We start from the raw sequence: 19,805 nt of genomic DNA on the forward strand, positions 1-19,805 counted from the left end.
CCGCGCGAGAGGCGGTTGAGGTGCGGGCCGGGGACAAGCCTGCTGGTGTCGGCCCCGTGCGCATGTGACGATCGTGGAGATGAGCCAACCAGCCGCCGCCGCGCCTCCGGGCGGACCCCCGGGACAGGGGGTCCCGCCCGCCCCTCCGCATGCCCCCGGCCAGTACGCCGGCACGCCAGGCAGCAACCAGCACAGCACCGGCACCGGCCCGTACGCCGGAGCGCAGGGCACCGGCACGCCGGGAGCCAACCAGTACGGCGCACCAGGAGTCGGCCCGTACGCCGGAGCGCAGGGCACCGGCGCGCCGGGCGCCGGCCAGTACGGCGTAGCAGGCGCCGGCCAGTACGCCGGGGCGTTGGGTGGGGGAGCTGGGCAGCAGCAGGAGCCGCCGCCGGTACGCCGGGCCTACCGGCGCGCCGAGGGCCGGGTGGTGAGTGGTGTCGCCGGCGGGATCGCGGACCACCTCAACGTGTCCGACACCGTCGTGCGGCTGGTGTTCATCGGCGCCACGATCTTCGGCGGCTTCGGCGTACTGATCTATGCGGCGCTCTGGTTCCTGATGCCGCTCGCGGCTCCGGCGGTGCCGGCGGCGCCCGGCCTGGCTGCGCACACCCGCGGCGGCCTGCGTTCGGACCAGCCGCCGCCGATGACCGAGAGCAAGGCTCGCCGGCGGGAGAAGAACCGCGGTCAGATGACCGCCCTGGTCGTCGTCGGCATCGGCATCCTGCTGCTGCTGAACGTCGCCGGCCTCGGCATCGCCGGAAAGATGTTCTGGCCGCTGGTCTTCGCCGGCACCGGTCTCGCGCTGATCTGGCGACAGGCCGACGAGGGGCAGAAGGCCGCCTGGACCAACAAGGCGCCGACGCTGGGCATGCTGTTCGGCAAGGGCGGCTGGAAGTCGATCATCCGGGTCGTGGTCGGCCTGGTCCTGCTCGGCACCGCCGTGACCGTCTTCCTCGTGCAGAACGGCCGGCTGTCGATGGTCGGCGACGTGCTGATCGCCCTGCTGCTCGCAGTGGTCGGCATCGGCGTCATCGCCGGTCCTTGGGTGCACCGCCTGACCCGCGACCTGAACGCCGAGCGCAGTGAGCGCATCCGTTCGCAGGAGCGCGCCGACATGGCCGCCCACCTGCACGACTCGGTGCTGCAGACCCTGGCGCTGATCCAGAAGCAGGCGAACGATCCGCGAGCCGTAGTACGGCTGGCCAGGTCGCAGGAGCGGGACCTGCGGTCCTGGTTGTACGACGAGGACGACAAGACCGACCAGACGCTCGCAGGGGCGGCGAAGCGGGCCGCTGCCGAGGTGGAGGACTCCCACGGCGTACCGGTCGAGGTCGTCACGGTCGGCGACTGCGAGCTGACCGAGGGACTGTCGGCGATGGTCCGGGCGGCGCGGGAGTCGATGGTGAACTCCGCAAAGCACTCCGGAGCTGACAAGATCGATGTGTTCGTCGAGGTCGACGGCGACCGGGCGGAGATCTTCGTCCGGGACCGGGGCAAGGGCTTCGACACCGACGGGGTGCCCGAGGACCGGCTCGGTCTGCGGCACAGCGTGATGGGCAGGATGGAACGGCACGGCGGCCGCGCAACAGTGCGGTCGAACCCGGAAACAGGCACCGAAGTGCGACTGGAGATGGACAGATGACACAGCGGCGAGTGGTCGTCATCGACGACCACGACATGTTCCGGGCCGGCGTCCGCAGCGAGATCGGTACCGCGGTCGACATCGTCGGCGAAGGCGCCGACGTCGATTCCGCGGTGAAGGCGATCGTCGCGACCGAACCCGACGTCGTCCTGCTCGACGTGCACCTGCCGGGCGGCGGTGGCACCGAGGTGATGAAGCAGGTGCACCAGCGGCACCCCGACATCAAGTTCCTCGCGCTGTCGGTGTCCGACGCGGCCGAGGACGTGATCGGCGTGATCCGGGCCGGCGCGCGCGGTTACGTCACCAAGAACATCAGCGGTACCGAGCTGGTGGACGCGATCGGCCGGGTGGCCGACGGCGACGCGGTGTTCTCACCGCGACTGGCCGGCTTCGTCCTGGACGCGTTCTCCGGCGCGATCGACATCGCCTCGGTGGACGAGGACCTCGACCGGCTGTCCCAGCGCGAACGCGAAGTACTGCGGCTGATCGCGCGCGGCTACGCCTACAAGGAAGTGGCCCGCGAGCTGTTCATCTCGGTGAAGACCGTCGAGACCCACGTCTCCTCCGTACTGCGCAAACTCCAGCTCTCCAACCGCCACGAACTGACCCGCTGGGCCACCGACCGCCGCCTGGTCTGACGACCGGATCCCGCCACCACCCGTCTCATCGGTGGCGGGAACTGGACAGGGCACATGTTCGCCACCCCGTCAGGGGCGCCGGGCGCTTTGCCGCTGTTATACCGTCGAGTGCTATGGAGCGGAATCTCACTGCCGAACAGCTCGAGCTCTTCGAGAAGGAGTTCGCGGCACACCCGTCGTACCGGGTGATGCAGAACGCAGTCACCCAGACACCGATCGCCAACCTTGCGCTCGACCGCCAGATCGTCACCGGGATCGACCATTCGGTGTCGAACCTGCTGGACGACTGGAAGGTGACGAATCAGAAGAAGAGCGGCCGGTGCTGGCTTTTCGCCGGGCTGAACCTGCTCCGGGTCGGCGCCGCCGAGAAACTGGGCGTCAAGGACTTCGAGTTCTCCCAGAACTACCTGCTGTTCTGGGACAAGTTCGAGCGGTCGAACTTCTTCCTCGAGGCGATGATCGAGACCGGCGACCGCGACGTCGACGACCGGACGGTGGCGCACCTGCTGTCCGACCCGATCGGTGACGGCGGCCAGTGGAACATGTTCGTCGCGCTGGTCCGCAAGCACGGCCTGGTGCCGAAGTCGGCGATGCCGGAGACCGAGAGTTCGTCGGCGACCGCGCAGATGAACGACACCCTGCGCAAGCTGCTTCGCCAGGGCGCGCGGGACCTGCGGAAGCTCGACGGCGTCGAGGCCAAGCGTGCCCACAAGCAGGAGTTGCTGACCACCATCCACCGGGTGCTGAGCATCCATCTGGGCACGCCGCCGCAGAAGTTCCTGTGGCAGTGGAAGGACAGCGACAAGGGCTTCCACCGCGACGGCTGGACCACGCCGGCCGAGTTCGCCGAGAACTACGTGACCGTGCCGATCGACGAGTACGTGTGCATCGTGCACGACCCGCGTGAGACCAGCCCGACCGGCCGGACCTTCACCGTCGACTACCTCGGCAACGTCATCGACGCCCCGCCGGTGGTCTACCTGAACGTCGAGATCGACCTGATGAAGCAGCTCACCCAGGACGCCATCGTCGGTGGCGAGCCGGTCTGGTTCGGCTGCGACGTCGGCAAGCAGATGAACGCCGACCTCGGCTACTGGGACGCGAACCTGTACGACTACGGCTCGGTCTACGACACCGAGTTCACGCTGGACAAGGCCGAGCGGCTGGTGCACCACGAGACGCTGATGACGCACGCGATGCTGTTCACCGGCGTCGACGTGCTCGACGGCAAGCCGCGTCGCTGGCGGGTCGAGAACAGCTGGGGTGACGAGAAGGGCGACAACGGCTACTGGACCATGAACGACTCGTGGTACGCCGAGCACGTCTTCGAGATCGCCGTACGCCGGTCCGCGCTGCCCGCCGAGCTGCAGGCCCGCCTCGACGACGAGCCGATCGTGCTGCCGGCCTGGGACCCGATGGGCGCCCTCGCCGACTGACCTCCGTCAACTGACACAGCCCATCTCCGCAGAGAGGTCGCGGAGGTGGGCTGTTCTCATGCCAGGGCGGCGCGGATCAGCGCGGTCCCTTCCTCGGGGCGCTCGAGCGTCGGCAGGTGACCGGCCCACGGAAGATGGATCCGCTCCGAGGCCGGCAGCCGCTCGGCGAGGTAATCGGCGGAGTTCGTGAAGAAGGCGAAGTCGTGCGCGCCGGTGATCAGCCGCACGGGTGCGGTGATCTTCTCCGGCTCGACGGCGTACTCCTCGTTCGTCACGTCGTCGCCCGCGGCCAGCTGCAGCTCGTAGGCGCGTCGCTGCATCGCCCGGAGCAGTTCGCGCGCGTCGTCGTCCGCGTCCGGTCCGATCCAGCTCCGCACCATCAGGTCGGTGGCCGCGTCGACGTCACCGGCTTCCAGCAACCGATTCTCGTCGGCCCACACCGCGCGCAGGTCGTCGGTCGGCTCCACGTTGTCGGTCGGCGCACAGATCAGCACGAGCCGGTTGAACCGCTCCGGCTGCCGGCTGGCCGCCTGCTGCACCACATACCCGCCGTACGATGCTCCGACCGCGCTCACCTCGGCCACACCGACTTCGTCCAGCACGGCCAGCAGGTCGCCGGCGTCCGAGTAGTCGGCCCCCGCCTCCAGTGGCGTCTCGCCGTACCCACGCAGATCCATGGTGATCACCTGGTGGTCGGCCGCCAGCTCCTCCACCTGCCGCGCCCACATTCGCGCATCGGCTACTCCCGCATGCACAAGCAGCACCGCAGGCCCACTACCAACCACCCAGGAAGAAACAGTCATGGCTGCACCCTGGTGGCTTCAGCGAGGCTGCGCAACGCGATTAGCGCAGCCTCCGGCCGGGAGTGGTGGTGAAGATCTCCTTGTACGTGTCGATGAAGGCGCTGGGGGTGGACCAGCCGCAGAGGTGCGCAACGGTCGTGACTGGGTGGCCCTCGGCGAGGAGGACGAGGGCGTGATGGAGACGGAGCTGCGTTCGCCACTGCGGGAAGGTCATGGCGAACTCCGAGCGGAACAAGCGGGACAGCGTGCGCTCGCTGGCGCCTACCGCTGAGCCAAGGGCCGGCAGCGGACGGTTGTCGGATGGGTCGGCGGCGAGGATCGCGCAGACGGCGGCCAGGCGGCTGTCGCGAGCTGCTGGGAGACGCAGAGCGGTCTGCTCGGTCGACAGCCGCAACTGATCCAGCAGTACTGCGCGCAGCCTTCGACGGGCCGCGCTGTCGTCAGCGGGGTCGTCTGTGTAGGCGATGATCAGTTCGCGCAACAGTGGATGGACCGTGAGTACTGCGGGCATCGTCAGGCCCAGCGGGTTCTCCGCGAGACCGACCAGGTGCAGCGCGGTCTCGCCGTATGCGCGGTGCTCGTGTGGTGTGCCGGCAGGGACCCAGATGGCGCGCGTAGCCGGTGCGACCCACGTGCCCCGATGGGTGCTGATCGACACGACCCCAGCGGCCGCGTAGACGATCTGGTGGTCGTCGTGCTGGTGCAGGTCGATCCGCTCGCCACCGGCCAACTGGCGCAGGACGGTAGGTGCCTCTGGTTGCTGGCGGATTCTCGACATCTGTTGGCAGATTACCGGAAGCCAGCCAACCCGGTCAGCCTGCAGCCTTGCAGGTATGGCGAAGCGCAGCGCGACACCCGTGATGGCCGTAGGACATGCGAGTGTCGACTTCTACCAGGGCCTGATCCCCGTCCTCGTACCGTTCCTGGTGCTTGACAGAGGCCTCGGCTACTCCGCCGTGTCGGTCGTCGTCCTAGCCGGCACGGTGGCATCGGCAGCAACGCAGCCGGTGTTCGGCTGGTTGGTCGACCGCCGCACGCTGCCGTGGATCCTCCCGGCGAGCATGCTGAGCTGCGCAGCCGGTGTAGTCCTCCTCGGCTCGTCCAACTCGTTCACCACGACACTGGTAGCTGCCGCGATGGTCGGGCTCGGCGTAGCGGCGTACCACCCTTCTGCAGCCCGGATAGCGCGCGTGGTGACGGGCGGCAGCCATCGAGCGATGAGCTGGTTCTCCCTAGGCGGCAACGCGGGCTTCGTCCTGGCGCCACTCGTTGCCGGCCCAGTCCTCTCCCAACTGGGGCTGCGAGCGACCGGTTGGCTCGCAGTACCGGCTCTGGTGGGCATAGCGGTGACAGTGCCGGTGCTGTCGAAGTACAAGCCGGCGGCAACGATTCGCCTTGCAGCAAAGGGCTCTGACGACTGGGCTGCGTTCGGCCAGCTGACGGTGATCGTCGTACTGCGGTCCATCGCGTCCCTCGGTCTTGCGGGATTCGTCGGCCTGTACGCCGTCCAGCGCGTCGGCGGTGGAGGTGCGACCGCAACAGCCGCCGTCTTCTCCCTGTACGCCGGGGCTGCCCTCGGCACCGTACTGGGCGGCCGCTTCGCCGAGCGATGGGGCCGGCTCGCCGTAGTACGGGCCGGCTATCTCGCGACGACTCTCTTGCTGCCCGTCCTTCTCCTGGTCCCAGGCCCTTCCCTGTACGTCGCGATCGCGCTCGTCGGCACCGCTTTGTCGCTGCCGTTCTCGTTGCACATCACGCTCGGGCAGGACCTGCTGCCGACCCGGCCCGGTACCGCCAGCGGGGTCACCCTCGGACTGGCGGTCTCGGCCGGCGGATTGTTCGCACCGCTGATCGGAGCGGTCGTCGACAAGACCTCACTGCGGACGGGACTAGCCCTGCTCATCGTGTTCGTCGCCGCGGCCTGGTTGATCAGCTTGCGGCTGGCACCGCGTAGTACCGGACTCAGCCAAGGCGGATGACGGCGAAGCCCTCCGCGAGGCGACCCTCCGGCAAGCCCGCCGTGGTGGCGTTCTGCGCGTTCCAGCCCCTGATCCGGTCCGGCAGGTTGTCCGGGTCGGGGTGCTGGCTGACGTGCGACAGGATCGCCTTGACCTTCGCGTCGAACGACTCGGTGATGTCGACGTAGTGGTTGTTCTCGGGATGGGCGAGCAGCCAGAGCTCACCGACTGTCCACGCCTCCAGACCTTCCCCGATCAGCTCGGGAAAGGCGAACGGGTTGCCCGCGGCCGGGAAGAAGGCGCGCGTGGTCGCCTCGCCCGCGGCCAGGTGATCCGGGTGCGACGCGGGCAGCCGGGCCCAGTTCCGCTCCGGTGACGAGGTGACGAGCCGCTGCGGCCGGACCTTCCGGATCACCCGCACGATGTCCCGGACGAGGTCGAGCGTCGGCGCGAGCTCGCCGTCGGAGTACCCGAGGAAATGCAGGTCCCGTACGCCGACGTGGCCGGCCGCCGTCGTCTGCTCGGAGCGGCGTACGGCGGGCATCTCGGCGCGATCCCGGTCGGGCTCGAACCCGCCGGCCTGGCCGTCGGTCAGCAGGCAGTAGCTCACCTCGATACCGGCCCTGGTCCAGCCGGCGATCGTGCCGGCCGAACCGAAGTCGACGTCGTCCGGATGGGCGACGACGACCAGGACACGCTCGATCTCTTCGTCGGGGCGGGGATTTCCGGCAGGCAGGGTCACACCAGCGACCTTAGTGCGGGCCTCAGACGTTCTCGAACAGAGCCACTCCCGGCCGGTGCCGGATCACCTGGTCGACGATGCCGTACTCATGGGCCGCCTGGGCGCTGAGCACGTGGTCGCGGTCGGTGTCGTGGCGCAACTGCTCGACGGACTGCCCGGTGTGGGCGGCCAGGATCGTCTCCAGCTGGCTGCGCACCCGGACCAGTTCGTCGGCCTGCAGGATGAGGTCCGGGATCGCGCCCTGACCGCGACCGCCCGGCTGGTGCAGGACCACCCGGGCGTGCGGCAGGATCGCGCGCTTGCCCGGTGCGCCCGCGGCCAGCAGGACGGCGCCGACGCCGATCGCCTGGCCGACGCAGACCGTCGCGATCGGCGTACGGATGAACTGCATCGTGTCGTAGATCGCGAGCATCGCGGACATGTCGCCGCCCTCGCAGTTGATGTAGAGCTCGATCTCCTGCTCGGGCTTGTCCGCCGCCAGGTGCAGCAGCTGCGCGATCAGCGCGTTGGCGACACCGGCGTCGATCGCCGTACCGAGGTAGATGATCCGCTCGGACAGCAGGTGCGAGTAGACGTCCATGATCCGCTCGCCGCGCGGGCTCTGGGTGATGACGTTCGGGATCGTGTAGCTGCTCATCGGGTCGCTCCCAGCTTGCGGTGCTGCAACGGCATGACCTGGTCGAAGGACTCGACGATGTGATCGATGAAGCCGTAGTCGAGTGCCTGCGAGGCCGTGTACCAGTGGTCGTGCAGCGAGTCCTCGTGCACGGTCTCCAGCGGCTGCCCGGTGTCCTCGGCGATCAGCGCGAGGACGGTGTCGCGGATGTGCCGCAGGTCGTTGGCCTGGATCTCGATCTCCGCGGCCGAGCCGCCGATCCCGGACGATCCCTGGTGCATCAGGATGCGGGCGTGCCGCAGCGCGAAGCGCTTGCCCGGCGTACCGGCGGACAGCAGGAACTGGCCCGCGCTGCAGGCCAGACCGACCGCGAGCGTGGACACGTCGCACGGCACCAGCCGCATCACGTCCCGGATCGCGAGCATCGAGGGCACCGAGCCGCCCGGTGAGTGGATCCACAGGGCGACGTCGGTGGTCGGGTCCTCGGCGGCCAGGGTGAGGATCTGCGTCGCCAGCAGGGTGCCGTTGTCGTCGGTCAAGGGACCGTCGAGTACGACGATGCGCTGGCGCAGCAGTTGTTGTCTGGACTCGTTGCTGAACATGGGTGCTTTGGACTCATCGGACATGCACCCACCCTGACCGGCCGGACCCTGCTCACCCCAGCCTTTCTGCTGGTAGCAGGTCTGCTGTCAGGCGATTGAGCTCAGAGCAGCTTGTAGTACAGGTTGGCGTACCGGTTGTCGCCACCACCGCTCGGACGGGACGCGAAGCCGAAGAACAGGGCGAGGTCGCCGGAGTCCATCCGGTGGATCGCCATGCCCTCTGGTTCGCGGTAGGTCAGCGACGAGCCGGCCCGGGTGACAGCGGGTCCGCGGGTGAACTCACCGGTGTTCAGGTCCAGGCACCGGATGGTGGAGTTGATGTTGTCCGGGTTGGTCTGGCCGTCGCCGTACCAGAGGTAGGCGTACTGGCCGTAGAACGTGTAGCCCTGGAACGTCTCCGCGACCGACGGCTGCTTGACGTGCACCAGCCGGTCCGCGCTCAGGCCGTCCCGCGCTTTGCTGAGCGGCCAGACGCTGAGGTAGAAGCTGCCGTTCTCCTTACGGCGTACCATCAGCCGCTTGTTCTCCGGGTCGACCGCGGCGGTGATGGTGTCGCTGCCCTTGAAGAACTTCGCGTCGTCGGCGATCGACTCGCGGACGATGTTCTTGAACTGGACCCTGGCCAGCGCCGTGCCGCGGCCGCTGTCGTCGTTGCTGTCGGCGTCGCACTCCACCCAGATGTAGGTGATGTCGCCGACCGGTTCGGCGGCGATCGAGACGCCGTGGCCGGCCCGCTTGATGGTCATCGCGCCGAGTACTTCGCCGCTGCCGGAGACCTGGTTGATCACGAGGTCGGCACCAGAGCCGCCGTTCTCCGCCTGCACGATGAACAGCCGGCGGTTCACGTCGTCGAAGGTGAAGCCCTGCATGGAGTGATGTGATTCGTGCAGGAGTTTCGGGCCGAACAGGTGCACCGGTGTCGCGCCGAGGTCGAACTCCGGCGACGGGGGCAGTACGGCGTTCGCAGTACCGGCGTTCAGGACGCCGGCGCCGAGTACGGTCGCGCCGGCGGCTGCGCCGCCGAGGCGGAGAACGGACCGGCGGCTCAGGCGGGACGGGATGAGCGGTTCCATGACGACTCCTCGAGAATGGGCGGCGGGCGTCGGTCACGCCCCGATCGGGAGGTTTCTCACGCGTCTGCCAGGCTAACGGGCAACGGGTCACCGCGCCGCGACACCGCTGCAGACCTCCCGACCGGCCGCCGGACGCGGACTGTCTGTGGCAGCGCCTAAGGTGGTGGGCGATGACGACGCTCTTCTCTCCAGATGAACTCCCGATGCCGCTCGAGGAGCCCAGGAAGCACCGGCCCGACCCGGAAGAACTGCTCGAAGGGCTGAACCCGCAGCAGCGGGCGGCCGTCGTGCACGCGGGCAAGCCGTTGCTGGTGGTCGCCGGGGCCGGCTCGGGCAAGACGCGCGTGCTGACCCGGCGGATCGCCTACCTGCTGGCGGCCCGGGACGCACACCCTGGCTCGATCCTCGCGATCACGTTCACCAACAAGGCCGCCGCCGAGATGCGCGAGCGGGTGGTCGAACTGGTCGGCAACCGGGCCAAGCTGATGTGGGTCTCGACGTTCCACTCGTCGTGTGTGCGGATCCTGCGCCGCGACATCAAGCGGTTCGGGATCTCCTCGACGTTCTCGATCTACGACGACACCGACTCGCGCCGGCTGATGACGCTGGTCTGCCGTGAGCTCGACCTGGACGTCAAGCGGTACAACCCGCGCGCGATCCTGAACTGGATCAGCACCCAGAAGAACGAGCTGATCGACCACGAGTCGGCGGCGTCGAAGACCTCCAACCATCTGGAGGAGACCTACGCCGAGTGCTACCGGATCTACCAGGAGCGGCTGGCCCAGGCGAACGCGCTGGACTTCGACGACCTGCTGATGACCACGGTCAACCTGCTGCAGGCCTTCCCCGAGGTCCGCGAGTACTACCGGCGCAGGTTCCGCCACGTCCTCGTCGACGAGTACCAGGACACCAACCACGCGCAGTACACGCTGATCCGCGAGCTCTGCGCCGACCTCGAGCCAGGTCCGAACGACGGCCCGGTCAGCGCGCCGGCGGAGTTGATGGTGGTCGGCGACTCCGACCAGAGCATCTACGCGTTCCGCGGGGCGACGATCCGCAACATCCTCGCCTTCGAGGAGGACTTCGTCGGCGCCGAGACGATCCTGCTCGAGCAGAACTACCGGTCGACCCAGACGATCCTGTCGGCGGCGAACGCGGTGATCAGCCGCAACGAGGGCCGCCCGGCGAAGAACCTGTGGTCCGACTCCGGTCAGGGCGAGCAGATCGCGGTGTACGTCGCCGACAACGAGCACGACGAGGCGCAGTTCGTCGCGGACGAGATCGACCGGCTGACCGACGCCGACGGGGTGAAGCCGTCGGACGTCGCGGTGTTCTACCGGACCAACGCACAGTCGCGGGTGTTCGAGGAAGTGTTCATCCGCACCGGCCATCCGTACAAGGTCGTCGGCGGCGTCCGGTTCTACGAGCGCAAGGAGGTCCGCGACGCGCTGGCGTACCTGCGCGTGCTGACCAACCCCGAGGACACCGTCTCGCTGCGGCGCATCCTGAACGTCCCCAAACGCGGCATCGGCGAGCGCGCCGAGGCGGCGATCGAAGCGCTCGCGCTGAGGGACCGGATCACCTTCTCCGCCGCCCTGCGCAGGGCCCAGGACGCTCCGGCGATGGCCAGCCGCAGCGCCAACGCAGTACAAGGTTTCGTCGACATCCTGGACGAGCTGACTGCGATGGTCGACTCGGGTGCGCCGCCGGACGACATCCTGGATGTCGCGCTGCACCGTTCCGGGTACTACGAAGAGCTGCAGAAGTCACCGGATCCGCAGGACGAGACCCGGCTGGAGAACCTCGACGAGTTCATCTCGGTGGCCCGCGAGTTCGTCGAGGAGCGGACCGCTGCCGGTGAGCCGGCCGATCTGCAGGCGTTCCTGGAGCGGGTCGCGCTGGTCGCCGACGCGGACCAGATCCCGGACGCGGCCGACGACGGTGGCGTGGTCACGCTGATGACACTGCACACCGCCAAGGGCCTGGAGTTCCCGGTCGTCTTCCTGACCGGTATGGAGGACGGCGTCTTCCCACACTCCCGGTCGCTCACGGACCTGAAGGAGCTCGAGGAGGAGCGCCGGCTCGCGTACGTTGGGATCACCCGGGCGCGGCAGCGACTCGCGATCTCCCGAGCCGCCGTCCGTTCGGCGTACGGCGCTCCGCAGCACAACCCGCCGTCGCGGTTCCTCGAGGAGATCCCGGCCGAGCTGCTCGACTGGCGTCGCGATGAGTCCGCGATCACGCGCTGGTCCGGGACCGGGACGTCGGGCTCCAGCGGAGTCAGCAGCCGGTGGGAGCCGGCACGCAGGACTGCCGCCGACAAGGCCGTGATCGTGCTGAACCCAGGCGACCGCGTCGTCCACGACAGCTTCGGTATGGGCACGGTGGTGGTGGTCCGCGGCGAGGGCCAGCAGTCCCAGGCCGACATCGACTTCGGCTCCGAGGGAGTCAAGCGTTTGCTGCTGCGCTACGCCCCGGTCGAAAAGATTTGATGCCTCGGCGTGCCGATTTGACGCAGCCCTGCGACAATCAGAGCTTCGGCCCTCCCCGGACGAAGGTCCCAGCCCATGCCCAAGGCAGCAGACGCGAGCAACCGCCGGATCATCCTGGCGGGAGCCAACCCTGGGCTGCGGCTGTTCGACAAGGACGGCAAGGTCACCGCGTTCGCCTCGATCTGGATGGTCGACTGGTCGATCTGCGGCGCCGGGACGGCGGTCGTGCTCTGGTTCGACGGGATCGTCCGGGTGGTCTCCGAGGACGTCGACCTGGCGTCCTGGCTGGAGCGGTACTTCGTCCGCTCGTTCCTCGAGGTGCAGGGACTGGCCTGGCACGAGCCCGCGGTCGAGCGCGACCTGGTCCAGGTCTCGATGAACCTGGCCGACGGCCTCAGCGCGAAGGCCGCCGACATCCAGATCGAGATGAGCGGCGTCCTCGACCGGCGGTTGTTCGCGACCGACAACTTCCAGTTGGCTGACGGCGCGCACAGCCTCAGCCTGGTGATCGCGCCGGTCCGGGCCGCCACGGTGTCGATCGGCGGCGCCTCGGTGCCCGGTTATGTCCAGGTCGACGGTTCGGCCGATCGGCCCGGCTCGTCCGCGTTCCTCACCACCGCCGAGGTCTGGCGGCGCTGAGCCGGCAGGGTCCACCAGGTCTCCATCCGCGGGATCACGGTGGCGTTCGGTCCCTCGATGCTCAACCGGCTCGCCCGGAACAGGAAAGTGGCGATCCCGGCCGCGCCCTGCATCCAGCCGATGCCGGGTGGCAGCAGCGGTTCGTCGGCCCGGTGCTCGAGGAATCGCCAGTAGGCGTACGGCCCGTCCCACACGGCCCGGTCGACCAGAGTGTCCGCGAGCTGGAGTGCGAAGCGGAGATCGTCCGTCTCCCCGGATCGCAGCCACGAATCGAGGAAGAGGTCGCCTACTCCCGCAGTACCGCAGCAGCGTCCGTCGTTGTCCCAGAAGCCCGGATGGAGACGGGCCGGCAGACCCGAAGTACGGACGCTGTGCAGGCAGCGGCGATGCCAGGCCAGCGGTGGCTCACCGGCGATCTCCTTGACCTCTGCCTGGTCGAGGGCGAGGAAGAGCAACGATGTCCCCGACGCCCCGTGGCACCAGTTGTAGGTGTACTTGTCCTCGTCGGACTCGTCGTCCGGGATGTACCGAGGTACGACCAACCCCTGGCCGTCGGTCACGCCGAGGGAGACGAGGTACTTCGCTCCGTCGGTCGCTGCCGAGGTCAGCTCGGGCCGGCCGAGTTCGGCGCCGGCCAGAGCGAGCGCGGTCGCGATACCGGCCAGGCCGTGGGACAGGTTCGGCATCTGCGTGAACGGCTTGCCGGAGGCGAAGCGGACGGGCACGAACGGCCAGTTGGTCCCGCCCGGCACCGGCTCGCCCTCCACCAGGAGAAGGTCCGCCGCCCGATCCGCCAGCTCGCGAGCCTCCTCCACCCCGTGCCGGAGCGCCCACAAGGCCCCCAGCAGTACGCCGGCGGTCCCCAGGGTCAGGTCGTTGAACCGCGACCCCGGAAGGACCCTTGGTGGCTTGAGGATCGTCTGCGGCCAGCCGTCCGGCTCGGCGAGCTCCGACAGACGCCGTACCGCGGCTGTCGTGCCGGGGATCCCGAGGGTGGTGAAGACGCCGATCGCGCTGACCAGGCCGTCGAAGTACGTGTAGTCGGTCATCGTCGGCACCTGGGCGCGCAGCCGCTCGGCTATCGCATCGACCAGGGTTTGCTCCTCGGCCGTCCACGGCCTGCTCAGCCGGATCTCGGCGAGCGCCTGGACCAGCCCGCCGGTCCCGGCATACGTCCCGTCGCGCTGTTCGGGGATCTCGGCCGCGCTCGATTCGGGGATCCACGGCCCGTCGTCCCAGCGGATCTGGTCCAGCACCCACCGCCAGGCGGCGTCGGCGACCTCGCGATGGGTCCCAGCAGACGTCATCGACCCATCGTGTCACCGCGCGGCCCGGCAGGACGCGGTACGGCGTTGCGCAGCCGGATCCCGCTGAACTCGAGCGTGCTGCCGGTCACCGCGGCCCAGAAATCGTGCAGGTGTGGGAGGACGCGAAGCTGGATACCGGCCTCGGCATGCAGCGCGAACAGGTCGCCGACCCGCTCCGGTGGTCCCAGTGGCACCACCTCGGTGGTGGCGACGACCGCGGCCTCGGCCTCCTCGAAGGGATCGGCCGGCAACCGGTAGGCGTACAGCTCGACCGTCCGGATCGCGTCGAGCCAGCCGTACTCGATCGCGTGCACGCGGGTGCCGCAGCCGTCGCCGATGATGCGCAGGCGGTCCGCCTCCGTGGTGGTGGGACCGACCCAGGCCATCGCGCGGGGGCACTGCCGGGGGAACCAGTAGTCGGGCGCACGATCGTGGCCGACGGCCCAGACGTACGGGGTGGTCTTCACCGACGTGGGGGCGAGATGCGGGTGGAACCGACGGATCGTCGGATCTTCGGAGAAATGCAGGACCTCACCAGCTGCCGGACGCATGCGCGGCAGCTTAGCCAGCCGCTCGACGCGACCGCGAAAGGTTTGGCGAAGGCTGGATCAGGGGTTCAGGCCGCAGTGGTTGCGCAGCCAGGGCATCGGGTCGACCGGGTCGCCGCCGCCGGGGCGGACCTCGAAGTGCAGGTGCGGGCCGGTGGTGTTGCCGGTGACGCCGACCGCGCCGACCTGGTCACCGGCGTACACGGTCTCGCCGACCGTCACGCTGAACTTCGACATGTGGTTGTACCAGGTCTCGGTGCCGTCCTCGTGCCGGATCCGCACCTGCCGGCCGTACGGCCCGGCGAACTCGGCGCTCAGCACGACGCCCTTCATCACCGAGCGGATCGGCGTACCGATCGGGGCGGCGAAGTCGGTGCCGGTGTGGTTGCGGGCCCAGCGGCCGCCGGCCTGACCGAAGCCGGCGGTGATGTGGTAGCCGGAGATCATCATCTCGCAGCGGGTCGGGGAGGTGCGGGCGTTCTCCGCGGCGGCCTTGGCGGCGGCCAGCGCGATCGCGCGCTTGGCGGTCAACGCGCGGGTGGCGTCGAGCTTCGCGGCCCGGGCCCGGGCGAACCGGTCGGCCGCGGCCTGCTTCTTGTTCAGGTCCGCGCCGGTGAGTTCGACGCGGGAGGAGTCCCTGGTGGCCAGCTGGCGCCGCTCGATCCGGGCCGTGGTGACCTCGGAGAGCTGGCTGTCGCCCAGGTTGAGGGCGGCGAGGTTGATCGCGGAGTTGGCCTGGGTCGGTGAGGCCAGTGAGCTGTAGCTGAAGCCCACGGCTCCGGCCGCAGCTGCCAGCGCTGCGGTCAAACCGACGATCTGGGTACTGCTGGGGGTGTTACGCCGGGCTACACGATGCTTGGCACTGTGACGCGCCGCGTTGGCATTCCGCGCAGCGTTGCCTGGCGTGACGCGGCTAGCCGCGGCACGGTGCTGGGACACAACGTGGCCTTTCGGTCACAGGGGAGGGGCACTGTCCACCTCCGGGGTTTATTCCCCCCGAAGGTTCAAGCACCATAACGGATGGGTCACGAGCCGACAAACCCCGCCACCCACTTTTCCGGGTCTCCTTCACGAAACCTTTGCATGCGCGGCTGCACGTGCATCCGCTCTGAGCGCGGAAGTAGCTGCGCGGTCAGGAAGACCGTTAGGCAACTGTGTCCTGTTCGTCCAGATGTGACAGCACTCCGCTGATCTGGTGCACCACCTGGCCGTCGAACGGCAGCGACAGGTGACCGACGCCGTTGACCCGGATGTTCTGGGCGAGCAGATCGGGATGCCGGATCCGGGCCCGTCGCTGCGGCACGATCAGCTGGTCGACGTCGCTGTAGAACGCGACGAACCTGGTACGGCAGCCCGGTGCCGGCTCGGCCAGCTCCGCCATCAGGTCGCTGTCGGGCCGCAGCTGCTTCACGAGCGGCCAGGGCAGCAGCCGGGCAGCGCCCGTGCCCTGGTGGGGCGTCCCGAGCGTCACGCAGGTGTGCACGCGCTGGTCGCCCCCGAGCCGCTGGACGTAGTACCGCGCGATCAGTCCGCCCAGGCTGTGCCCGACCACGTGCAGTTGCTCCGAGCCGGACTCCTCGCAGATCTGCTCGATCTCGGCTCCGAGCCGTTCGGCCGTACTGCGGACGTCGAGCGTCAGCGGCGAGTACGAGAACGTGTGGATCCGGGTGAATCCGCGCCGCAGCAGGTTGCGCCGCATCAGCGCGAAGATGGTGTGGTTGTCGATGATCCCGTGCGCGAGCAGGATCGGCGTACCGGCGGCGCTCACGTCGCCGACCAGCAGGCTGCGCTGGGCCGGGGTGAGCCCGGCGAGGTTGAGCCGGTCCGCGGAGTACCGCGAGCCGCCGACCAGGCCGAGCGGGTACATCGCCAGATGGGTGGTGATCCAGCCGAGTTCGACGGCAGCACCTTGCAGGACGCGAGGTGACAACGCCGAGCGCGCGCCGTACCTGAGTCCGTCGAGGGCGTCAAAGATGCTCATCGGCGTCTCCTCACTGAATCAGACCCCCCGCTGAACTGGTCCGATCTCTTTTCACGGTAACCGGTTCCCAGTTCGCGTGGCCGGGAACACACGCCTCCGTGTCTTATCCGTGAGGTGCGGCTCGGATAGCCTGCGGGCATGTCAGCCACGAGCCCGTTGAGAGTTGTCGTCGCCAAGCCGGGACTGGACGGCCATGACCGCGGCGCGAAGGTGGTCGCCCGGGCGCTGCGCGATGCCGGCATGGAGGTCATCTACACCGGTCTGCACCAGACTCCGGAGCAGATCGTGGAGACCGCGATCGCCGAGGACGCCGACGCGATCGGCTTGTCCGTGCTGTCCGGCGCGCACATGACCCTGTTCAAGAAGGTCCGCGAGCTGCTCACCGAGCGGGAGGCGGACGACATCGTGGTGTTCGGCGGCGGGATCATCCCCGACGCCGACCTGCAGCCGCTGGCCGAGCTCGGCGTGCACAAGATTTTCACCCCGGGCGCGACCACCGCCGAGATCGTCGAGTGGGTCCGCGGCAACGTCGGCGACGCCTCCGCCACCGCCTGAGCGCCTACCCGGTGGCGTACCGCGGCGACTCTCCGCAGCCGGGTGATTCGGTTACTGATCGGTAATACCGAATCGTTAAGAAACACCTGGTTGTGCGGGCCGTCGAATCGCGGTCGCATACAGCCATGCGTTTGTTCGTTCATGACGCTGGGTTCGGCAAGGTGTGTGGCTCAGGACACATCGCCCCCGATCTCGGTTACTGTCCGGATAGGGCGGCTCGCAGGACGGTGGGGGACTGCGAACCATCGACGCAGGACCAAGTGAGTCCCATCGGGAGAGGGCAGGTACACGATGAGGTTTGAACGATCACACACACGCCGGGCGGTGGCCTTCGGCGTCGCGGGCAGCCTGGTGTTGCTCGCGTCCGCGTGTGGCGGTGACAGCGGGGACAAGAACACCAGCGGGGGCGGCGGCGCGCTCGAAGGGCGCGGGCCGATCACCTTTGCCACCGGCAAGGACACCTCCGGCTTCCTGCCGAAGCAGGTCGCGGCGTGGAACTCCCAGCACCCCGACGAGAAGGTCGAGATCAAGGAGCTTCCGGAGAACGCCAACGACCAGCGTCAGCAGATGGTGCAGAACGCACAGAACCAGTCCGACGCGTTCAGCGTGCTGAACATGGACGTCGTCTGGACGTCGGAGTTCGCGGCGAACCAATGGATCGAGCAGCTTCCCGAGGACAAGTTCCCTGATCTGCCGAAGCTGATCCCGGCGACGGTCGAGACGGCCAAGTACCGCGACAAGCTGTACGCGGTGCCGATCACCTCCGACGGTGGCCTGCTCTACTACCGCAAGGACCTGCTGGACCAGGCAGGCGTGCAGGTGCCGAAGACGTGGGACGAGATGCTCGCGGCCTGTCTGGCCGTGCAGGCGAAGGTCCCCTCGGCCAAGGGCATGAGCTGCTACGCCGGACAGTTCGAGAAGTACGAAGGCCTCACGGTGAACTTCTCCGAGGCCATCAACTCGGCCGGCGGGGTTGTCGTCGACAAGGACGGCAAGGCGAACGTCGACACGCCGGAGGCGCTGGCCGGTCTCGAGGAGCTGACGAAGGGCTTCAGCACCGGAGCCATTCCGAAGGCCGCGATCACCTACAAGGAAGAGGAAGGCCGGCGCGCCTTCCAGGAAGGCAAGCTGCTCTTCCACCGCAACTGGCCGTACGTGTACGCACTGGCCCAGAAGACCGATGGGTCGTCGAAGATCGTGAACAAGTTCGGTGTCGCGCCGCTGCCGGGCAAGTCCGGCCCGGGCGTCTCGTCGCTTGGCGGTCACGACTACGCGATCAGCAAGTTCGCCAAGAACAAGGCGACTGCCGTCGACTTCATCAACTTCATGGCCAGCGAGGCTCGTCAGAAGGTGAACCTGTCGGGCAGTTCGCAGGCGCCGACCTACGCGTCGCTGTACGACGACCCGGCACTGAACAAGCAGTTCCCGTACCTGGCTCCGCTGAAGGCTTCGATCCTGGGCGCCCAGCCGCGGCCGCGCGTGGTCAAGTACGGCGATGTCACCGCAGCGATCCAGGATGCGGCGTACAACGCCCTGAGCGGTAAGACGCCACCCAAGCAGGCCCTCACCGACCTGCAAGCCAAGCTGAGCTCACTCATCACTCAGTGACGTAACCGGGCGGGGCCGGTGTGTGGCGTTCCCGCTACGCGCCGGCCCCGACCTGTCCCTACCCCGGGCCGCCCGGGAATCAAAAGGAGGCAGAGATGAGTGATACCGCCCCGGTCAATACCCGACGGGAATCGAAGCCAGGAAAGGCTCGCACCAGCTTCAACGAGGGGACGGCCCGGCTCGCTGCGGTTCTGTTGTCGCCGACGCTGATCGTGCTTGCCTTGGTGGTGCTGTACCCGATCGTCTCCGCGCTACGAGAGTCGCTCTACACCAGTGGGACCAAACTCGACGCGAACGGCTTCGTCGTGAAGGGTTCGACGTTCGTCGGACTCGACAACTACGCGGCCATCTTCAAGGGCGACACCGGTCACCGGTTCTGGACCGCGTTCTACAACACGACCTTCTTCACGGTCACCTGCGTCGTGCTGGAGACCGTGCTCGGCGTCGCGATGGCGTTGATCATGCACAAGGCGTTCAAGGGCCGCTCGATCGTCCGGGCCAGCATCCTGGTGCCCTGGGCCATCCCGACCGTGGTGTCAGCCCTGCTGTGGAAGTGGATTTTTCAGGCCGACGGCATCGCCAACAACATCCTGGGGACCCAGATCCTGTGGTCCACCGACGGCTGGCAGGCAAAGCTGTCGGTGATTGTGGCCGACACCTGGAAGACGGCACCGTTCATCGGGTTGCTCGTACTCGCGGGTCTGCAGACGATCCCGGCGGAGGTCTACGAGGCGGCGAAGGTGGACGGCGCGAGCGTGCTGCAGACGTTCCGCCGGATCACGTTGCCGCTGGTGCGACCTGCGCTGCTGGTCGCGGTGCTCTTCCGGATCCTGGACACGCTGCGCATCTTCGACCTGCCGTTCGTCCTGGTCGGGCCGCACAAAGGCTCGGTCGAGACGCTGTCGATGCTCGGCTATGACGAGGCGTTCAACACCAGATACGGGCCGGCCGCGGCGTACGCGACCGTCTTGTTCCTGTATGTCGCGGCCGTGGCCTATGTGTTCGTGAAGCTTCTCGGTGCCGACGTGATCGGTGAAGCCCGGGCGAAGAAGCCGGGCGGCGGCAGCCGCAGGCAACGTAAGCGGGCCGCGGCGCTTGCCGCTGCGCCCCAGGCCGGCCTGACCAGCGTAGGAGGTGGGGTCTGATGGCCACCGAAATGAAA

19 protein-coding genes are annotated in these 19,805 nt (G+C 68.3%); 9 read left to right on the plus strand and 10 right to left on the minus strand.

Annotation, left to right across the window (positions count from 1 at the left end):
* The first annotated feature begins 79 nt into the window (after positions 1–79).
* From DIZ26_RS26400 to DIZ26_RS26410, 3 genes are all read left to right on the plus strand, one after another.
* On the plus strand, positions 80–1,645 hold the full coding sequence (locus tag DIZ26_RS26400; RefSeq protein ID WP_198676296.1) for a PspC domain-containing protein: 1,566 nt from the start codon (positions 80–82) through the stop codon (positions 1,643–1,645).
* Positions 1,642–2,283, plus strand: a complete 642-nt coding sequence (locus DIZ26_RS26405; RefSeq protein ID WP_112246241.1) for a response regulator — start codon at positions 1,642–1,644, stop codon at positions 2,281–2,283. Before DIZ26_RS26400 ends, DIZ26_RS26405 begins: the two co-directional genes overlap by 4 nt.
* 113 nt (positions 2,284–2,396) lie before the next feature.
* Positions 2,397–3,719 carry a C1 family peptidase gene (locus DIZ26_RS26410; protein ID WP_112246243.1) on the plus strand — a complete coding sequence of 441 codons (1,323 nt, stop codon included), beginning with the start codon at positions 2,397–2,399 and terminating at the stop codon, positions 3,717–3,719.
* A gap of 56 nt (positions 3,720–3,775) precedes the next feature.
* On the opposite strand, the gene DIZ26_RS26415 is transcribed toward DIZ26_RS26410, so the two are convergent.
* Entirely contained in the window at positions 3,776–4,522 is a 747-nt protein-coding gene (locus DIZ26_RS26415; RefSeq protein ID WP_112246245.1) for an alpha/beta fold hydrolase, read from the minus strand.
* 40 nt (positions 4,523–4,562) lie between these two features.
* A complete protein-coding gene (locus DIZ26_RS26420; RefSeq protein WP_112246247.1) occupies positions 4,563–5,300 on the minus strand; it encodes an AraC family transcriptional regulator in 738 nt (245 codons plus the stop codon).
* Between the two features lie 55 nt (positions 5,301–5,355).
* On the opposite strand from DIZ26_RS26420, the gene DIZ26_RS26425 reads away from it, so the two are divergent.
* Positions 5,356–6,501: an MFS transporter gene (locus tag DIZ26_RS26425; RefSeq protein WP_112246249.1), complete on the plus strand. Its 1,146-nt coding sequence runs from the start codon at positions 5,356–5,358 to the stop codon at positions 6,499–6,501.
* Here the strand turns inward: DIZ26_RS26425 and DIZ26_RS26430 are convergent.
* From DIZ26_RS26430 to DIZ26_RS26445, 4 genes are all read right to left on the minus strand, one after another.
* Complete coding sequence (locus DIZ26_RS26430; RefSeq protein WP_232828611.1) at positions 6,485–7,222, minus strand: PIG-L deacetylase family protein; 738 nt, start codon at positions 7,220–7,222, stop codon at positions 6,485–6,487. The genes DIZ26_RS26425 and DIZ26_RS26430 overlap by 17 nt on opposite strands.
* A 22-nt stretch (positions 7,223–7,244) precedes the next feature.
* Positions 7,245–7,859 (minus strand): ClpP family protease, encoded by a 615-nt coding sequence (locus DIZ26_RS26435; protein ID WP_112246264.1) that lies wholly within the window; start codon positions 7,857–7,859, stop codon positions 7,245–7,247.
* The gene (locus DIZ26_RS26440; protein ID WP_112246266.1) at positions 7,856–8,464 is read right to left on the minus strand and encodes a ClpP family protease; all 609 of its coding nucleotides are present in this window, start codon (positions 8,462–8,464) and stop codon (positions 7,856–7,858) included. Before DIZ26_RS26440 ends, DIZ26_RS26435 begins: the two co-directional genes overlap by 4 nt.
* Positions 8,465–8,541: 77 nt before the next feature.
* Complete coding sequence (locus DIZ26_RS26445; RefSeq protein WP_112246268.1) at positions 8,542–9,513, minus strand: phage baseplate protein; 972 nt, start codon at positions 9,511–9,513, stop codon at positions 8,542–8,544.
* A 170-nt stretch (positions 9,514–9,683) separates the two neighbouring features.
* Here DIZ26_RS26445 and pcrA point away from each other — a divergent pair, with 170 nt between their 5' ends.
* Positions 9,684–12,005, plus strand: coding sequence for a DNA helicase PcrA (pcrA, locus tag DIZ26_RS26450; RefSeq protein WP_112246270.1), 2,322 nt, complete (start codon positions 9,684–9,686; stop codon positions 12,003–12,005).
* A 75-nt stretch (positions 12,006–12,080) separates the two neighbouring features.
* Positions 12,081–12,644 carry a hypothetical protein gene (locus DIZ26_RS26455; protein WP_112246272.1) on the plus strand — a complete coding sequence of 188 codons (564 nt, stop codon included), beginning with the start codon at positions 12,081–12,083 and terminating at the stop codon, positions 12,642–12,644.
* On the opposite strand, the gene DIZ26_RS26460 is transcribed toward DIZ26_RS26455, so the two are convergent.
* The 4 genes from DIZ26_RS26460 to DIZ26_RS26475 form a co-directional block, all read right to left on the minus strand.
* A complete protein-coding gene (locus tag DIZ26_RS26460; RefSeq protein WP_198676297.1) occupies positions 12,566–13,951 on the minus strand; it encodes a lanthionine synthetase LanC family protein in 1,386 nt (461 codons plus the stop codon). The two genes, DIZ26_RS26455 and DIZ26_RS26460, sit on opposite strands and share 79 nt — an antisense overlap.
* A complete protein-coding gene (locus tag DIZ26_RS26465; protein ID WP_112246274.1) occupies positions 13,948–14,502 on the minus strand; it encodes a DUF6886 family protein in 555 nt (184 codons plus the stop codon). Before DIZ26_RS26465 ends, DIZ26_RS26460 begins: the two co-directional genes overlap by 4 nt.
* Positions 14,503–14,559: 57 nt before the next feature.
* Positions 14,560–15,306, minus strand: coding sequence for a M23 family metallopeptidase (locus tag DIZ26_RS26470; protein ID WP_112246276.1), 747 nt, complete (start codon positions 15,304–15,306; stop codon positions 14,560–14,562).
* 337 nt (positions 15,307–15,643) lie between these two features.
* Positions 15,644–16,480 (minus strand): esterase/lipase family protein, encoded by an 837-nt coding sequence (locus tag DIZ26_RS26475; protein ID WP_112246278.1) that lies wholly within the window; start codon positions 16,478–16,480, stop codon positions 15,644–15,646.
* Positions 16,481–16,618: 138 nt separating this feature from the next.
* On the opposite strand from DIZ26_RS26475, the gene DIZ26_RS26480 reads away from it, so the two are divergent.
* The 3 genes from DIZ26_RS26480 (at position 16,619) to DIZ26_RS26490 (ending at position 19,788) form a co-directional block, all read left to right on the plus strand.
* Complete coding sequence (locus DIZ26_RS26480) at positions 16,619–17,035, plus strand: cobalamin B12-binding domain-containing protein (protein ID WP_112246280.1); 417 nt, start codon at positions 16,619–16,621, stop codon at positions 17,033–17,035.
* A 291-nt stretch (positions 17,036–17,326) separates the two neighbouring features.
* Positions 17,327–18,643 (plus strand): ABC transporter substrate-binding protein, encoded by a 1,317-nt coding sequence (locus DIZ26_RS26485; RefSeq protein ID WP_112246282.1) that lies wholly within the window; start codon positions 17,327–17,329, stop codon positions 18,641–18,643.
* A 95-nt stretch (positions 18,644–18,738) separates the two neighbouring features.
* Positions 18,739–19,788: a carbohydrate ABC transporter permease gene (locus DIZ26_RS26490; RefSeq protein WP_112246284.1), complete on the plus strand. Its 1,050-nt coding sequence runs from the start codon at positions 18,739–18,741 to the stop codon at positions 19,786–19,788.
* The last annotated feature ends 17 nt before the right edge of the window (positions 19,789–19,805 follow it).

Origin of the sequence: Kribbella monticola (assembly GCF_003261635.1) — a bacterium.
In the GTDB taxonomy this organism is placed as follows: Bacteria; Actinomycetota; Actinomycetes; order Propionibacteriales; family Kribbellaceae; genus Kribbella; species Kribbella monticola.

Excerpts from the sequence above, each read along its gene's own strand:
- DIZ26_RS26425 (WP_112246249.1), top strand. The coding sequence starts at position 5,356 with ATGGCGAAGCGCAGCGCGACACCCGTGATGGCCGTAGGACATGCGAGT.
- DIZ26_RS26415 (WP_112246245.1), bottom strand. The coding sequence starts at position 4,522 with ATGACTGTTTCTTCCTGGGTGGTTGGTAGTGGGCCTGCGGTGCTGCTT.
- DIZ26_RS26485 (WP_112246282.1), top strand. The coding sequence starts at position 17,327 with ATGAGGTTTGAACGATCACACACACGCCGGGCGGTGGCCTTCGGCGTC.
- DIZ26_RS26420 (WP_112246247.1), bottom strand. The coding sequence starts at position 5,300 with ATGTCGAGAATCCGCCAGCAACCAGAGGCACCTACCGTCCTGCGCCAG.
- DIZ26_RS26445 (WP_112246268.1), bottom strand. The coding sequence starts at position 9,513 with ATGGAACCGCTCATCCCGTCCCGCCTGAGCCGCCGGTCCGTTCTCCGC.
- DIZ26_RS26490 (WP_112246284.1), top strand. The coding sequence starts at position 18,739 with ATGAGTGATACCGCCCCGGTCAATACCCGACGGGAATCGAAGCCAGGA.
- DIZ26_RS26440 (WP_112246266.1), bottom strand. The coding sequence starts at position 8,464 with ATGTCCGATGAGTCCAAAGCACCCATGTTCAGCAACGAGTCCAGACAA.
- pcrA (WP_112246270.1), top strand. The coding sequence starts at position 9,684 with ATGACGACGCTCTTCTCTCCAGATGAACTCCCGATGCCGCTCGAGGAG.
- DIZ26_RS26400 (WP_198676296.1), top strand. The coding sequence starts at position 80 with ATGAGCCAACCAGCCGCCGCCGCGCCTCCGGGCGGACCCCCGGGACAG.
- DIZ26_RS26465 (WP_112246274.1), bottom strand. The coding sequence starts at position 14,502 with ATGCGTCCGGCAGCTGGTGAGGTCCTGCATTTCTCCGAAGATCCGACG.
- DIZ26_RS26460 (WP_198676297.1), bottom strand. The coding sequence starts at position 13,951 with ATGACGTCTGCTGGGACCCATCGCGAGGTCGCCGACGCCGCCTGGCGG.
- DIZ26_RS26405 (WP_112246241.1), top strand. The coding sequence starts at position 1,642 with ATGACACAGCGGCGAGTGGTCGTCATCGACGACCACGACATGTTCCGG.
- DIZ26_RS26410 (WP_112246243.1), top strand. The coding sequence starts at position 2,397 with ATGGAGCGGAATCTCACTGCCGAACAGCTCGAGCTCTTCGAGAAGGAG.
- DIZ26_RS26475 (WP_112246278.1), bottom strand. The coding sequence starts at position 16,480 with ATGAGCATCTTTGACGCCCTCGACGGACTCAGGTACGGCGCGCGCTCG.
- DIZ26_RS26435 (WP_112246264.1), bottom strand. The coding sequence starts at position 7,859 with ATGAGCAGCTACACGATCCCGAACGTCATCACCCAGAGCCCGCGCGGC.
- DIZ26_RS26480 (WP_112246280.1), top strand. The coding sequence starts at position 16,619 with ATGTCAGCCACGAGCCCGTTGAGAGTTGTCGTCGCCAAGCCGGGACTG.
- DIZ26_RS26455 (WP_112246272.1), top strand. The coding sequence starts at position 12,081 with ATGCCCAAGGCAGCAGACGCGAGCAACCGCCGGATCATCCTGGCGGGA.